The organism is uncultured Pseudokineococcus sp. (assembly GCF_947495735.1).
Taxonomy (GTDB): Bacteria; Actinomycetota; Actinomycetes; order Actinomycetales; family Quadrisphaeraceae; genus Pseudokineococcus.
In genome coordinates, this window is record NZ_CANMAA010000010.1 from 44945 (window position 1) to 59936 (window position 14992).

Genomic DNA, 14992 nt, shown 5'->3' on the forward strand with positions numbered 1-14992 from the left:
TCTCCCGTCCTGCCGGTCCGGGCCGGACCGGCGCTCGCCCGCGCCGCCCCGACCTCGTGCGGGGCAGCGGCTCTCAGGTCCAGTACAGCAGCCGGGCGGCGGGCAGCCGCTCGGCCAGGGCCCGCTCGAACCACGTCCGCATCTCCGCCATGAGCGGCGCCGGGTAGACGTGCTTGACGGCGCCGTACCTGCCCCGCTTCTGCCGCCGGGCGTCCTCGTCCATCTCCAGGGCGGAGCGTGGGTACCAGCCCTGGAGCACCTCCTTGCTCCTCGGCGTGAACCGGTGCGTGATCAGCTCGGTGGTCAGGTCGAGGCCCGGGACGTCCCGCGTGGCCGCGGCGACGTCGTCGAGCAGGGCGCCGTACTGCTCGCGCCAGCCCTCCACGGGCATGATCGGCGCGACCGTCAGCCCCACGGGGTAGCCGGCGAGCGCCAGCCGGCGCAGCGCGCCGACGCGCTCGGGCATGCGCGCCGTCCCGCCCTCGAAGCGCTGGACGCCGAGCGCGTTGACCGACAGGCGCACCCGCGTGCGGCCGTGGTGCGGGAGGTCGAGCAGGGGCTCGACGTCGTCGAACTTGGTGGTGAACCGCATCTGCACCGGGCCGCCGAAGTCCGTGGTCCCCACGTGCGAGATCGCCCGGGAGAGCGAGCCGGTCACGTGCTCGAGGGCGAGCGGGTCGGTGTAGCAGGAGGTCTCGAAGGTCGTGCCCTCGGCGCGGCGGCCGTCGCTCACGCTCGTCACGGTGCCGGCGCCGACCAGCGGCGCGACGCCGTCGAGGACCTCCTCGAGGTTGGCGTAGACCCGGGTGATGGGCGGGCCCCCGAGCGAGCCCGCCAGGTAGCAGTACTGGCAGTGCGCGGGGCAGCCCTCCGCCAGGTCGACGCGCCAGTCCGCGCTGGGCGGGATCGGCTGGGGCCGCCGCTTGCTCGGCGGGGCGACGACGACCGCGAGCGTCTGCTTGGCCAGGGCGTAGGTGGCCCGCTCGTCCTCGCCGCGCAGCGGCGGCAGCCGGTCGCCCGGCAGGAGCTGGATGTCCTCGACGCCGGCGGCCTCGACCCGCTGGAGGATGCGCCGCCCGTGCGGCAGCTCCGCCGCCGAGCGCGTCACCAGCACCCGCTTCGGCACCCAGCGCCGCGGGGCGCGGCTCGTCGCGGACCCCTGGACGTCCCCCGCCGGGGGGCTGCCGAGCGCCGTCGTCGTCACACCGGGGCAACACCGGGCGAACTGCTCGCCTTCCGCGCGGCAGCCGCCGCGCCGGGCCGGCGCATGCGCGCCAGCCGACCTGCAGGAGTCCCGGTCACGGCGAGTCGTCGCAGGTCAGCGCCCGGCAGCCGGCCCCGCCGAGCACGTTCGCAGGTCGCCCGGCGAGGACCCGGTCCGCTCAGCCCTCGCCGGCGGCGGCCTCGCGCTCGACGTCCTGCACGGTGCGCGACAGCAGGCAGAGCTCGTTGCCCTCGGGATCCGCGAGGACGACCCAGGAGACGTCCTCGTCCTGGCCGACGTCGACGCGCCGCGCGCCGAGGGCCTCCAGGCGCGCGAGCTCCGCCGCGGTGCTCGTGCCGTCGGCGCGCAGGTCCAGGTGCAGGCGGTTCTTCGTCGTCTTCGCCTCGGGCACGCGCAGGACGTCGATCGTCGGCCCGGAGCCGTCGGCGGCGCCGATGCTCACGATCGTCTCGTCCGCGTCGACCACCTCCCACCCGAGGACGGCGCACCAGAACTCGGCGACGGGGCGGGGCTCGACGGCGTCGATCGCGAGGACGGCGAAGCGGCTGGTCATCCGGGCATGATGGCGCTCCCGGGCGCCGTCCGCGCCCGGCGGACGGCACGGCGAGGCACCGACGACGGAGGCCGGCATGAGCGACGACGCACCCCGCGAGGCGCAGGCGACCGAGGACCCGCTGCTCAGCGCGCCGCCCACGCCCGCGCCGCTCGTCGGCACCTGGGTCGTGCGCGGCGAGGTCCTGGGCGAGGACGGCGAGGGCGTCGTCGCGGACGTGGCGGGCCGGGGCACCTACCGGTGGCTGGGGCCGACCGTCGTGCACGAGCTCGACGTCGAGGTGGGCGGCCGGCGCCGCCTCGCGCTCGAGGTGGTGGAGCCCTTCGACGCCGCGCGCGGCGCCTTCCCCACCCGCGCCCACGACGACGAGGGCGGCGTCCGGGCGGGCACCGCCGCCGTCGACCCCCACGGGGTCTGGACCTTCCGCGACGGCGACGGCGCGACCACCGTGCGCCCGTCCGAGGACGGGTCCGCGATGACGTCGGAGCGCGTGCGGCGGACCGCCTCCGGCGACGTCCCCGCGGTGCGGCTGACCTGGCGACGCCTGAGCTGAGGCCCCGCCCTGCGGACGCCCGACCTCCGGACGCCCGACCTCCGGACGCCCGACGTCCGAGGACGCCCTGCCGCCGTGACCGCCCGGCCGGCGTCAGCCCGCGAGCCCCGCCAGCAGCGAGGCCGCGAGGAGCGCCATCACCACGGCGATGGCGCCGTCGAGCACCCGCCAGGCACCGGGGCGGGCGAACAGCGGCCGCAGCAGGCGGGCGCCGAAGCCCAGGGCGCTGAACCACAGGACGCTCGCGGCCACGGCCCCCGCGCCGAACGCCCACCGCGCCTCCCCCTGTCCCGCGGCGACCGACCCGAGCAGCACCACCGTGTCGAGGTAGACGTGCGGGTTGAGCCACGTCAGCGCGAGCGCGGTGACGAGCGCGCCGCGGCGGGACCCGCGCGCCGGGGCCGCGGACTCCTCCAGCGCGTCCCCGCCCGGGCGCAGCGCCCGACGCGCGGCCACCACCGCGTACCCGAGGAGGAACGCCGCCCCGCCGACGCGGACGGCGACGAGCAGCTCCGGCGCCTGCTGGACGAGCGCCCCCACGCCCGCGACGCCGGCCGCGATGAGCACCGCGTCGGAGGCGGTGCAGACCGCCACGACGGCGCCGACGTGCTCGCCGCGCAGGCCCTGGCGCAGGACGAAGGCGTTCTGGGAGCCGATGGCCACGATGAGCGAGAGGCCCAGGCCGAGACCGGACAGCGCGGCGAGGAGGTCCACACCACGGGACGCTAGGGCCGGCCCGGACCGGGTGGGCACGCCCCCGGACGCGCAGGCCGGGGCGCCCCCGCGCTGCGCCGGCGCCGTGCCGGGCCTCGCAGCCCCGCGCCCCCGCTCAGACCGGCGGCTGCGGGTCGTACTGGATGCCGCGGCGGACCTCCCGGGCCCGCTCCACCCCGGCCAGTCGCGCGACGAGGTGCAGCGCCATGTCGATGCCCGCGGAGACGCCCGCGGAGGTGATGACGTCGCCGTCGTCCACGAAGCGGTCGTCGGGGCGCACGTCGACGGTCGGGTCGAGCGCCCGCAGCTCGTCCACGGCGCCCCAGTGGGTCGTCGCAGGTCGTCCGCCCAGCAGCCCCGCCGCCGCGTAGACGAGGGAGCCGGTGCACACGCTCGTCATCAGGGGGACGACCGCCCGCTGCGCGCGGACCCAGGCGAGGTGGTCCTCGTCGACGGCGAGGGTGCGCGTGCCCCGGCCGCCCGGGTGCAGCAGGACCTCCAGCGGCGGGCAGTCCTCGCGGGAGACGTGCGCGCCCAGCACCATCTGCTTCGCCGCGGTCACGGGGGCGCCGTCGCGCGAGAGGAGCACTGCGCGCCACCCGTCCTCGGGGTGCCGCTGGGTCCACCACGCCAGCACCTCCCACGGGCCGACGGCGTCGAGCTCCTCGACGCCGTCGAAGAGCAGGATGCCGAGGGTCCGCGCCGCGCCGGGGGTCTCCACGGCAGCCGAGCCTGCCAGGACGGCGCCCCGCGCGGCAGCACCGGCCCTCCCCCTCCGCCCCGGCTGCGCCGGGCGACCTGCAGAGGTCCCCGTCACGCGACGTCACCGCAGGTCAGGGGCCCACCCGCCCAGCACCCGCCGACCCCGCGCCGGTGCGCGTCGCCTCAGCGCGCGAGGTAGGGGAAGCCCCACTGGATGCGGTTGCCCGCCGTGACGTTCGTGCGGCAGCGGAAGCTGGTGTTGATGCCGCTCTGGCGGACGTTGTCGAGGCGGACCTCGAAGTGCAGGTGCGCGCCGTAGGAGCGGCCGGTGTTGCCGACGTAGCCGATGACCTGGCCCTCCTTGACCGTCTGCCCCGGCTTCACGGCGAGCTTGCTCAGGTGGGCGTAGATCGTGCGGTAGCGGGTGCCGTGGTGGATCCGGATGAAGATGCCGTAGCTGGCGGAGTCGGCGCGCCGGCCCGCGATGCTCACGACACCGCTGTCGGCGGCCCGCACCGGGGTGCCGGTCGGGGCGGCGATGTCGATGCCGCCGTGGGCCCTGCCGGAGGTGCAGTAGGCGCCGACGACCCCGGTGACGCGCCCGCTCGTCGGGACCACCATGGCGCCGGTCTCCGCCTGCGCAGGGGTGAGGGACACCGCCATGGCGACGACGAGGCCGGCCGCGACCGCGGCCAGTCGGCTCAGGCCGCGGCGCGGGCGGCGGGCGGTGCGGGTGGTGGCTGCGCTCAACGGGTGCTCCTCGGTGCTCCGGTCGGGTGAGGTCGCGCGCCGTCCGGTGCGTCGGCGCGCCTCGCTGCTCTCCACCCGTCATCGGCCCTCCGCCACCACCCCTTGAGCACCTGATCTCGGCGCGGTCACGGACGGGTTGCGGAAACATCACGACGAGTGACGGCGCGGATCATCACACACAGGTCGCCCGAATGGGACGTCTCGTCGCCGATCACCGGGAACGCATCAGCCGGCGACCGGGGCCGGACGACCGGGCGAGCACCCCCAGCAGCCGGGTCGAGGCCCCCGGGAGCGCCCGCTCGAGCAGCGCGGGCAGGCGCGCCGTCCAGCCGACGAGCAGCCGGGGGCGCCGCTGCTCGACGGCGCGCAGCACCTGCTCGGCCACCTCGGCGGGCTCCATCCGCAGCATGCGCTGGAAGGCGTCGCGCCCGGCCGCCACGTCCTCGGCGGACAGCCCTGCGGCGGCGCGGGCGTCCTGCGCGATGCGCGTCCGCACGCCGCCGGGCATCACGCAGGTCACGCCGACGCCGTCGCCCCGCAGCTCGGCGCGCAGGGCCTCGGTGAAGCCGCGCACCCCGAACTTGCTCGTGGCGTAGGCGCTCTGGCCGGGAGGGGCGACGACGCCGAAGATGCTCGAGACCGTCACCAGGTGGGAGCCCGGCGACGCGCGCAGCGCGGGCAGCAGCGCCGAGACCACCTGCACGGTGGCGCGGAGGTTGACCTCCACGACCCACCAGAACTCCTCGAAGGTCAGCTGGCGGAACAGCCCGCCCAGGGCCACCCCGGCGTTGCTGACGACGAGCGTCACGCGCGGGTGGTCCGCCCGCACGGCCTCCAGCGCAGCGGCCGTCGCCTCCCGGTCGGCCAGGTCGACGACGTAGGTGCGCACCCCCAGGCCGGGGTGCTCGGCGCGGACGGCCGCGGCCACGGACTCGAGCCGGTCGGCGTCCCGGTCGAGCAGCGCCAGGGAGCTGCCGCGCGCGGCCAGCGCGCGGGCGAGCGCCTCGCCGATGCCGCCCGCGGCGCCGGTCACGACGGCGGTGCCGCCGGGGAAGGTGTACGGGCGCACGGGTTCTCCTCGTGTCGGACGGCGGTGCCGGCGTCGACGCCGGCTGCGGGCATCCTCGCCGGGTCAGCCCTCCGGGCGTGCGGGAACGGCCTCGGCCCGTGCGGTGCGGCGCCGGGAGAAGCGCAGCCCGCCGTCGTCGACGGGCCCGCGACGCAGCAGGAGGAGGTCGCGCAGGTAGTCCTGGTGCAGGCGCCACGGCGCGCGGGGACCCTGGCGCGGCAGCAGGTGGACGCTGCGCAGCACGTACCCGGACTGCAGGTCGATGAGCGGGGCGAGCTCGTCGTCCGGCACGTCGGGGCGCACGGGGGTCGCGGCGTCGGCGCCGACGGCGTCGAGGTGGCGCGCCAGCCTGACGACGAAGCGGGCGACGAGGTCGATCTTCAGCGTCCAGGACGCGTTCGTGTAGCCCAGCCCCAGGACGAGGTTCGGGACGCCGGAGAGCATCGCGCCCTTGTACGAGACGGTCCGGGCGAGGTCCACCTGCTCGCCGTCGACCGCCACGCGCATCCCGCCCGCGAGCAGCAGCTCCAGCCCCGTCGCGGTGACGACGACGTCGGCGTCCAGGTGCTCGCCGGAGGCGGTCCGCACCCCGGTCGCCGTGAGGGTCTCGATGCGGTCGGTGACCATCGACGCCGTCCCGGCGCGCAGCGCGGCGAACAGGTCGCCGCTGCGGGTGAAGGCCACCCGCTGGTCCCACGGGTCGTACCGCGGGGAGAAGTGGCGGTCGACGTCGAAGCCGGCCGGCACCTGGCGCTCGACGCCGCGGCGGACGAGGCGCCTGGTCGCCCCCGGGAACCGGCGGCTGAGCTGGTAGAAGGCCGAGGACGAGAGCACGTTCTTGGCCCGCACGAGCGACGCCGCGACGCGCGTGGGCACCGGGAGCCCCTGCAGGCGGCGGGCGAGCGCGTCCTGCGAGGACAGCGACACCACGTAGCTCGGCGACCGCTGGAGCATGACGACGTGCTCGGCGGTGCGGGCCAGCTCGGGCACGAGGGTGATCGCCGTGGCGCCGCTGCCGACGACGACGACGCGCTTCCCGGTCAGGTCGAGGTCCTCCGGCCACAGCTGCGGGTGCACGAGCTCCCCGCCGAACTGCTCGGCGCCGGGCAGGTCGGGGGTGAAGCCGCGGTCGTAGCGGTAGTAGCCGGTGCAGACCAGCAGCAGCGCGCACGTCATCCGGGCGCTGCGCCCCGCGCGGCGCTCGCCGGGGAGCACCTCGACGTCGACGGTCCACCGGGCCGCCTCGCTCGACCAGTCCGCCGCCACGACGCGATGGCCGTGCCGGACGAGGCGGTCCACGCCCTCGGCGCGCGCCGTCTCCCGGACGTAGTCGCGGATCGCGTCCCCGCTCGCCAGCGCCGTCGTGCCCGTCCAGGGCCGGAAGGCGTAGCCGAGCGTGGCCATGTCGGAGTCGGAGCGGACGCCGGGGTAGCGGAACAGGTCCCACGTCCCGCCGATCGCCTCGCGAGCCTCGAGGACGGCGACCGAGCGGCCCGGCAGCTCGCGCCGCAGCCGGCTGGCCATGCCGACCCCGGACAGCCCCGCGCCGACGACGAGGACGTCCACGTCCACGTCCTCGGGCGCCCCGGCCCCGCCCGCCGCACCGCTGCTGCTGCCCGCTCCGACCACCGGCCCACCCTGCGCCCGTCACCGCTGCGGCGCGCGCCGGTGGGTCTCGCCGTCGCCGCGGCCGCGGCGAGACGGGTGTTGACGCCCTGTTCGTCCCCGTGCTTCCCTCGTCGCGACGGTCGAAACTTTCCGACAGGTCAGCCACATATTCGCAGCGCCGACGCTGCGGCACAGGAGGAACCTCCATGGGACGACGACGTCTGGGAGCCGGGGCCCTCGCCCTCGGCGTGCTCGCACCGATGGGCGTGGTGCTCGCGCCCGCCGCCGGCGCCGAGCCGGCCCTGGTCCACGAGACGAGCTTCGAGGACGGCCCGGCCGACTGGTTCGGCCGCGGCACCGCCGAGGTCGCCGTCAGCACGGCGCAGGCGCGGACGGGCGAGCACAGCCTCCTCACGACCGGCAGGACGGCGGCGTGGCACGGCCCCGCCCTCGACGGCCTGGACCTCATGCCCCCCGGGACGTACGAGGTCGAGGCCTGGGTCCGGCTCGCCGAGGGGTCGGGCGAGGACGCCGTCTCGCTGAGCGTGGCGCGCACGCCGCAGGGCGGCGCCGCGGCCTTCGACTCGATCGCCCACCAGGTGGCCGTCACCGACAGCGGCTGGACGCGGGTCGGCGGCTCCTACGAGCACGGCACGGCGAGCAGCCAGCTCGAGCTGCACCTCGAGAGCCCCGACCCGACCCAGGCGTACTACCTCGACGACGTCCGGGTCGTCGGCGAGGCCGCACCGCCCGCCGAGAGCTCCCGCAGCGACCTGCGCACCGACTTCGAGAGCGGCCTGCAGGGCTGGGGCCCGCGCGGCGCCGCCCGGGTCGCGCTGACGACCGACGACGCCCACGAGGGCGCGACGAGCCTGCTCGCGACGAAGCGCGAGCAGAGCTGGCAGGGCCCGACGCTGGACGTCACGAGCGCGCTGGCCGTCGGCCAGACCGTCGAGGTCTCGCTGTGGGTGCGGCTGGCCCCCGGCGAGGCGCCCACGGCGCTCAACGCCTCGATCCAGCGCGACCGCGGCACGACGACGGGCTACGACGACGTGGCCGGCGCCAGCGGCGTCGTCACCGCCGACGCGTGGACGCAGCTGCGGGGCACGTACACCCTCGGCACGCCGGTCGACCGCGCGACGCTCTACGTCGAGGGCGCCGCGGGCGTCGACTTCCTGCTCGACGACGTCGCCGTGCTGGGCGCCACCGAGACCCCGGTCCAGGACGTCCCGGGCCTGGCGGACGTGCTCGGCGCGGACGGCGTCGAGCACGTCGGCGTCGCCGTCGACCAGCGCGAGACCGTCGGCCGCTCCGCGGAGCTCATCCGCCGCCACTACGACGCCATCACGCCGGAGAACGACGGCAAGCCGGCCGAGATCCAGCCCGTCGAGGGCCAGTTCACCTTCGAGGACCTCGACCGCCTGCTCGACTTCGCCGACGAGAACGACGTCGAGGTCTACGGCCACGTGCTGGTCTGGCACTCCCAGACGCCCGCGTGGTTCTTCCTGGACGGCGACCGCCCGCTGACGTCCAGCCCGGAGGACCAGGCGCTGCTGCGCTCGCGCATGGAGGCCCACGTCCGGGCGATCGCCGAGCACGTCGACGCCCGCTACCCCGACGGCGACAGCCCGATCTGGGCCATGGACGTCGTCAACGAGGTCATCGCCGACGGGCCGAACGGCAACCCGCACGACATGCGCGACAGCCGCTGGTTCCAGGTGCTCGGCGAGGGCTTCGTGGACGAGGCGTTCCGCCTGGCCGACCAGCACTTCCCCGGCGTCGAGCTGTTCATCAACGACTACAACACCGAGATGCCGTCCAAGCGCGAGGACTACCTCTCGCTCATCAGCGCCCTCCAGGAGCGCGGCGTGCCGATCGACGGCGTCGGGCACCAGGCGCACGTGGACTTCGCCCGGCCCGTGGAGTGGCTCGACGAGTCCATGGACGCCGTCACCGAGCTGGACCCGACGCTGCTGCAGGCGGTCACGGAGCTGGACGTCAACTCCTCCACCGAGAACCGCGGCGCGGACGTCGGCAGCAGCGGCACGTACATCGCGGCGACGGACGACCTCGACGCGGCGGCCGCCGAGATCGGCTACTACTACCGCGACCTGTTCGCCATGCTGCGCACCCACAGCGACTCGCTCGAGTCGGTGACGTTCTGGGGCATCAGCAACGCGCGGACCTGGCTGCGCACCTGGCCGAACCCCCGTCCTTGGGAGCAGCCGCTGCCCTTCGACGACGACCTGCAGGTGACGCCCGCGTACTGGGGGATCGTCGACCCGTCGCAGCTGCCGCCGCGGCCGGCGGACTTCCTGCCGCCGCGCTTCGCCGGCACCGAGCGGGTGGAGGTCGTGGCGACCGACCCCGACGGCACGCCCGTGGACTACGCCCTGCCCGAGGCCCGCGACACCCGCGACGGCGTCGTGACGCCCACGTGCGCGCCCGCCCCGGGCTCGCTCTTCCCGGTCGGCACCACGCAGGTCACCTGCACGGCCACCGACAGCGCGGGCAGCACGACGGCGCCGACCACCTTCGACGTCGTCGTCACCGCCCCGGCGACGCAGGCGCAGCTGCGGTCCGAGCTGCGGCGCGACGTCGTCCGGGCGCGCGTCGGATCGACCGTCACGGTCCCCGGCGCGCTGGTCAACGCCGGCGCCGGGAGGCTCGAGGGCGAGAGCTACGCCCAGTCGTGCGCGCAGACGAACGCCGGCGAGGACGGCGCCGGGGCCGCGACCCTGGCGCCCGCGGCCGGCACGGCCGAGCGCGTCGCCCGCCGCGACTACGGCGCCGGCGACGGGACGGCGCTCGTGCTGCGCGGCACCGCCGCCGCCGCGGGCGAGGTCGAGCTGACCTGCACGCTGACCATGCAGGACGAGTGGGGCACCGAGCTCTCGACCACCACCGACGTGGTGGTCGACGTCCGGGGCTGACGCCGCCGAGCGCGACCCGCGACGGGGCCCCGCAGCACGCCGGGAGGCGGCTGCGGGGCCCCGCCTCGTCCTGGACGGGGCAGACCGGAGTGGCCTGCCCCGCCGCGGGGCCCGCCTGGTCCATGCTGCGGCCGTGGACGAGCGGTACCTCCCCATCGAGGAGCACGGGATCATCGGCGACCTGCGGACGGTCGCCCTGGTCGGGACGAACGGCACGATCGACTGGTACTGCCCGTCGCGGTTCGACGCGCCGTCCCTGTTCGCCTCGCTGCTGGACGCCGACCGCGGGGGGTTCTTCCGCCTCGCCGCCCGCGCGAGCACGCGCCCGAAGCAGCTCTACATGCCAGACACGAACATCCTGCTGACGCGCTACCTGACGCGTGACTCCGTCGGCGAGGTCGTCGACTTCATGGTCCCCGAGACCAGCGACGTCGCCGCCGGGCGCGACCTCATCGTCCGCCAGGCCTCCTCGGTGCGCGGCAGCACGAGCTTCGAGCTGGTCTGCCGCCCGGCCTTCGACTACGGCCGCGTGGCCCACGAGGTCCGGCTCGTCGACGGCGTCGGCGCCGCGTTCACCTCCTCCGCCGGCGAGTGCGTCCTGCGCACGTCCGCCCCGCTGCGGGTCACCGACGACGGGAAGGGCGTCGAGGCGACGTTCGTCGTCGAGGAGGGCGAGCAGGTCGACGTCGTCCTCGAGTGGCGCGGGGTCGTCCGCCCGCTCGTCATCGGCGAGACCGACGACCTGTTCACCCGCACCAGCGAGTACTGGCAGCGCTGGGTCTCCGGGTCGCGCTACACCGGCCGCTGGCGCGAGATGGTGCAGCGCTCGGCGCTGACCCTGAAGCTGCTCGTCTACCACCCCACCGGCGCGCTGGTGGCGGCTCCGACGACGTCCCTGCCCGAGCAGCTGGGCGGCGCGCGCAACTGGGACTACCGCTACGCGTGGCTGCGCGACGCCGCCTTCACCGTCTACGGGCTCATGCGCCTGGGGTTCCTCGACGAGGCCGCCGCCTTCATGGAGTGGATCCAGAAGCGGTGCGAGGAGGCCTCCGTCGAGCGCGACGTCATGATCATGTACGGGGTCGACGGCAGCGAGGACCTGCCCGAGACCGTGCTCGAGCACTTCGAGGGCTACCGCGGCTCGCGCCCCGTCCGCATCGGCAACTCCGCCGTCGGCCAGCGCCAGCTGGACGTCTACGGCGAGGTCATGGACTCGGTCTACCTCTACAACCGCGAGGTGCCGATCAGCTACGACCTCTGGACGACCCTCGGCAAGCGCCTCGACTGGCTCGCGGACCACTGGCAGGAGCCCGACGAGGGCGTCTGGGAGGTGCGCGGCCCCCGCCAGCGCTTCACGTACTCGGCGCTGATGACGTGGGTGGCCTACGACCGGGCCCTGCGCGTGGCCCGCGACCGCGGGCTGCCGGCCCCCACCGAGAAGTGGCGCAAGATCGCCAACAAGGCGCACCGCTTCGTCCAGGAGGACTGCTGGGACCCCGACCTGGGGGCCTACGCCATGCACCCGGGCAGCGGCCTCCTCGACGCCTCGCTCCTGGTGATGCCGCTCGTGAAGTTCGCCGGGCCCACCGACCCGCGGTTCCTGTCCACGCTCGACCGCATCGGCGAGGACCTGGTCGCCGACTCGCTCGTCTCCCGGTACGCCATCAACGGGCACGACGGCCTCGACGGCGACGAGGGCACCTTCAACCTCTGCTCGTTCTGGTACGTCGAGGCCCTCACCCGCGCCGGGCGGCTCAAGGAGGCGCGGCTGGTCTTCGAGAAGATGCTCACCTACTCCAACCACCTCGGCCTCTACGCCGAGGAGATCGGGCCCTCCGGCGAGGCGCTCGGCAACTTCCCCCAGGCGTTCACCCACCTCGCGCTGATCTCCGCCGCCGTCAACCTCGACGCGGCCCTCGACCGGCACCGGGGGCGCTGAGCCCGCGGGGTGGTGGCGCAGGGTGCCGTCGGCGGTGTCGTCGACGAGGAGACGGCCCCGGCGGCGCCGACGTCCCGGTGCTGGCTGTCAGCGCCCAGCGCCGTGCCCGTCTCCGTGCGGCTGGAGTCCCTCTGCGGCGGCCCCGGCGGCGCCGACCGCGCGGCCGAGGAGCTCGTCGTCGCCCCCGCCAGACGTGCCTGCCCCTCGAGGTGCCGCTGACGGGGAGCACCGAGCCGGGCGCAGCGGCCGCGACGACGTGCACCGTCACGGCGTCCGTGCCCGTGGAGGCCGCCACGGGGACGCCGTCGGCGTCCTCACCGTGCAGGAGGACGACGGGGTCGTCCAGCCGCCGCCGGCCCCGGTCGGCCCGCAGGGCGACGTCTGCGGCGCAGCGCCGGAGCAGTCGGGCCCGGGCCGACGAGCGACGGCCCTCAAGCGAGGGCCGTCGAGCGGGGTGCGTGCACGGGCGGGGCTCCGCGCCGTCCGTGCACGCACCGGCGCGCCTCCTGAGGAGCGGCGCGCCGGGGGTCCGGGGCGTCACCCGCTCAGGTCAGCGGCGCGACGTGCCGATGCGCCCGACATGACCCACCCTGCCCGCCTCGCCCCGACGTCTGCGCTCCATCCCCGGGGGTGCACCTTCTCCCCGCTGCTGGTGGCGCACGGAGCGGCGGAGTGGGCGGTGCCCACCGGGGAGGCGGCGGTCACGCTCCCGGCGGTGGACGCGCTGCCTCCCGCGACACCGGCCCCGCAGCCCTCCGAGGAGCGCCCCGACGCCGCGGCTGACGCGCTCGCGCAGGTGCCCTCGCCCCGACGCCCCGACCCCGCGCCGGCGCTCGCCGAGCCCGAGCCCGAGCCCGAGCCGGCCCCGCGCCCGTTCGGGACGCCGGGCAGCCGGGAGCAGCGCCGCGACCCCGAGCTCCGGCGGAGCTTCGGCGCCCTCCTGCGCGACCTCACCGGCTCGGAGATCCTCACCCAGCAGGCGGTCACGCTGCTGCGCGCCGTGGTGGACCGCTCGTCCCAGCTCCCGGGCGCCGCGCCCGACCAGGACACCGTCGCGGCGACCGCCCTGCTCGAGGACCTCGGCCGCGACCTCGCGACCGCGCAGTCGCGCCTGGAGGAGGCCGAGCGGTCGCACCAGGAGGAGCAGCTCGAGCGCGCCCTCGCCGAGCAGGCCCGCCTGGACGCCGAGCGGCAGCTGCGAGACCTCCAGCGCCGGGTCCAGCGCAGCGGCGTCGAGCTCGACGTGTGGTCCGCCGCCCCCGTCGACCAGGTCGAGGCCGTCCCGGGGTCGATGGCGGAGCTGCTGGAGCGCCTTTACCGGACGCAGCTCGAGCGCGTCGTCTTCACCGGCGACCCGGGCCGCGCGCTCGAGCTCGACGACGTCGTGCACACCGGGCTGCACGTGCAGCGCACGTGGGAGGCGCTGCTCGCCCTGCGCGACTACGCCGCCGCCAAGGCCGCGGGCACCCTGGACTCCGACGTGCAGGGCTACCTGGAGCGCACGCCCGACGGCCTGTGCTCGTGGCCGGCGGGCCGGCACGCGCGCTGCGAGAGCGCGACCGTCCAGCACGACCCGCGCCTGCGGGCGCCCCGCGTCCTGCCCGTGCCGCCCGAGGTGGACGCCGCGGGCCGCACCCCGATGTGGGCCCACATGAAGCTGCTGAGCCTGGGGCAGACGAGCCCGCGCCTGCACTACCTGGACGACACGCGACGCACGGGCTGCGTCTACGTCGGCTACATCGGTCGGCACCTGCCGAACACCCAGACCCGCTGAGGCGGGCGCCGGCCCCTCCCGGCAGCGCCCGTGGCGCCCGTCAGATCACGCGCCGGTCACGGAGCGGTGAAGCCCTGGTCACGACTCGGCGCCGGGAGACCGCCCGGTATGCACGGTGCGTCATGACCTCCCACGCTGGGGGCACCGGTGCCGTCCTCGCGGCCGCAGCGGTGCTGCCACTGACCGCCCCGCCGGACGGAGCCCGCCGTGAACGTCGAGAACGAGTTCTCGTACAACTACTTCCAGTACTCCATCGTCGACCACGTCTTCACGTTCGGGTACGCCGCCATGGCGGCGGGGCTCGTGTACTTCCTCGTCACCAGCAGCAGCTCGCTGCCGCGCTACCGCCTGTCCTCGGCGCTGTCGGCGGTGGTCATGGTGTCGGCCTTCCTCGAGCTGCTCGTGATCTCCCTGCAGTGGCAGCGCAGCTTCGTCTGGGACGGCACGGCCTTCGTGGTGGGCGACGAGCTGTTCGGCAACGGGTACCGCTACATGAACTGGTCGATCGACGTCCCGGTGCTGCTCGTGCAGATGCTCATCGTCCTCGGCGTCACGGGCGTCGCCTTCCGCCGCGGCGTCGTGCTCTTCGTCGCGGCCGGGCTGGCGATGGTCTACACCGGCTACGTCGGCCAGTACTACGAGGTCGACCGCTCGGCGCCCTTCTGGGTGTGGGGCGCCGTCAGCACCGTCTTCTTCGCCGTCATCCTCGTGCTGGTCTGGCGCACCGTCTACGGCAACGTCGAGCGGATGCCCGCCGAGGTCCGCCCCATGGTCAAGGCCGTCTTCTGGCTCCTGGCCATCTCCTGGATGCTCTACCCCGGCGCCTACCTCATGCCGGCCATCTGGGACTCCGCCGACGGCGTCGTCGCCCGGCAGATCACCTACACCGTCGCCGACGTGACGTCCAAGGTCGTCTACGGCGTGCTCCTCAGCGCCATCGCCGTGCGCGTCAGCAAGCTGGAGGGCTTCGGCGCCGCCCGCGACTCGATCAGCACCATCCCCCGCGGCGGCGTCACCGACGTCGACGCCCCCGGGCGCGTCTGACCCCGCGCGTCTGACCCAGCTCGTCCACCGGGCCGGTCCGCAGGACCGACGACCGGCGGCACCGCTCGAGACCGACGAAGGGCGTGGTCCCCGCACGGGGACCGCGCCCTTCGTCGGTCTCGGCTGCT

Annotated in this window: 12 protein-coding genes; 5 read left to right on the plus strand and 7 right to left on the minus strand. The window is 75.6% G+C overall.

What is annotated here, in order from left to right; translation table 11 throughout:
* Positions 1 to 73: 73 nt before the first annotated feature.
* Positions 74 to 1126 carry a spore photoproduct lyase family protein gene (locus Q0848_RS13515; RefSeq protein WP_366146612.1) on the minus strand — a complete coding sequence of 351 codons (1053 nt, stop codon included), beginning with the start codon at positions 1124 to 1126 and terminating at the stop codon, positions 74 to 76.
* A gap of 256 nt (positions 1127 to 1382) precedes the next feature.
* Positions 1383 to 1778 carry a VOC family protein gene (locus tag Q0848_RS13520; RefSeq protein ID WP_299038405.1) on the minus strand — a complete coding sequence of 132 codons (396 nt, stop codon included), beginning with the start codon at positions 1776 to 1778 and terminating at the stop codon, positions 1383 to 1385.
* A 76-nt stretch (positions 1779 to 1854) separates the two neighbouring features.
* Here Q0848_RS13520 and Q0848_RS13525 point away from each other — a divergent pair, with 76 nt between their 5' ends.
* Positions 1855 to 2331: a hypothetical protein gene (locus tag Q0848_RS13525; protein WP_299038407.1), complete on the plus strand. Its 477-nt coding sequence runs from the start codon at positions 1855 to 1857 to the stop codon at positions 2329 to 2331.
* Between the two features lie 93 nt (positions 2332 to 2424).
* On the opposite strand, the gene Q0848_RS13530 is transcribed toward Q0848_RS13525, so the two are convergent.
* The 5 genes from Q0848_RS13530 to Q0848_RS13550 all read right to left on the minus strand — a co-directional run bounded on the left by Q0848_RS13530 (position 2425) and on the right by Q0848_RS13550 (position 7138).
* A complete protein-coding gene (locus tag Q0848_RS13530; RefSeq protein ID WP_299038409.1) occupies positions 2425 to 3045 on the minus strand; it encodes a LysE/ArgO family amino acid transporter in 621 nt (206 codons plus the stop codon).
* A 115-nt stretch (positions 3046 to 3160) separates the two neighbouring features.
* Positions 3161 to 3766 (minus strand): DJ-1/PfpI family protein, encoded by a 606-nt coding sequence (locus Q0848_RS13535; RefSeq protein WP_299038411.1) that lies wholly within the window; start codon positions 3764 to 3766, stop codon positions 3161 to 3163.
* Positions 3767 to 3930: 164 nt separating this feature from the next.
* Positions 3931 to 4497: a M23 family metallopeptidase gene (locus Q0848_RS13540; protein ID WP_299038413.1), complete on the minus strand. Its 567-nt coding sequence runs from the start codon at positions 4495 to 4497 to the stop codon at positions 3931 to 3933.
* A gap of 211 nt (positions 4498 to 4708) precedes the next feature.
* Complete coding sequence (locus Q0848_RS13545; protein ID WP_299038415.1) at positions 4709 to 5566, minus strand: SDR family oxidoreductase; 858 nt, start codon at positions 5564 to 5566, stop codon at positions 4709 to 4711.
* 63 nt (positions 5567 to 5629) lie between these two features.
* The gene (locus tag Q0848_RS13550; RefSeq protein ID WP_366146613.1) at positions 5630 to 7138 is read right to left on the minus strand and encodes an NAD(P)/FAD-dependent oxidoreductase; all 1509 of its coding nucleotides are present in this window, start codon (positions 7136 to 7138) and stop codon (positions 5630 to 5632) included.
* A gap of 242 nt (positions 7139 to 7380) precedes the next feature.
* On the opposite strand from Q0848_RS13550, the gene Q0848_RS13555 reads away from it, so the two are divergent.
* The 4 genes from Q0848_RS13555 to Q0848_RS13570 all read left to right on the plus strand — a co-directional run bounded on the left by Q0848_RS13555 (position 7381) and on the right by Q0848_RS13570 (position 14864).
* Entirely contained in the window at positions 7381 to 10107 is a 2727-nt protein-coding gene (locus Q0848_RS13555) for an endo-1,4-beta-xylanase (RefSeq protein ID WP_299038419.1), read from the plus strand.
* A 133-nt stretch (positions 10108 to 10240) separates the two neighbouring features.
* Positions 10241 to 12046 carry a glycoside hydrolase family 15 protein gene (locus tag Q0848_RS13560; RefSeq protein WP_299038420.1) on the plus strand — a complete coding sequence of 602 codons (1806 nt, stop codon included), beginning with the start codon at positions 10241 to 10243 and terminating at the stop codon, positions 12044 to 12046.
* 580 nt (positions 12047 to 12626) lie between these two features.
* Positions 12627 to 13820 carry a hypothetical protein gene (locus tag Q0848_RS13565; RefSeq protein WP_299038422.1) on the plus strand — a complete coding sequence of 398 codons (1194 nt, stop codon included), beginning with the start codon at positions 12627 to 12629 and terminating at the stop codon, positions 13818 to 13820.
* A 207-nt stretch (positions 13821 to 14027) separates the two neighbouring features.
* Complete coding sequence (locus tag Q0848_RS13570; RefSeq protein ID WP_299038424.1) at positions 14028 to 14864, plus strand: bacteriorhodopsin; 837 nt, start codon at positions 14028 to 14030, stop codon at positions 14862 to 14864.
* The last annotated feature ends 128 nt before the right edge of the window (positions 14865 to 14992 follow it).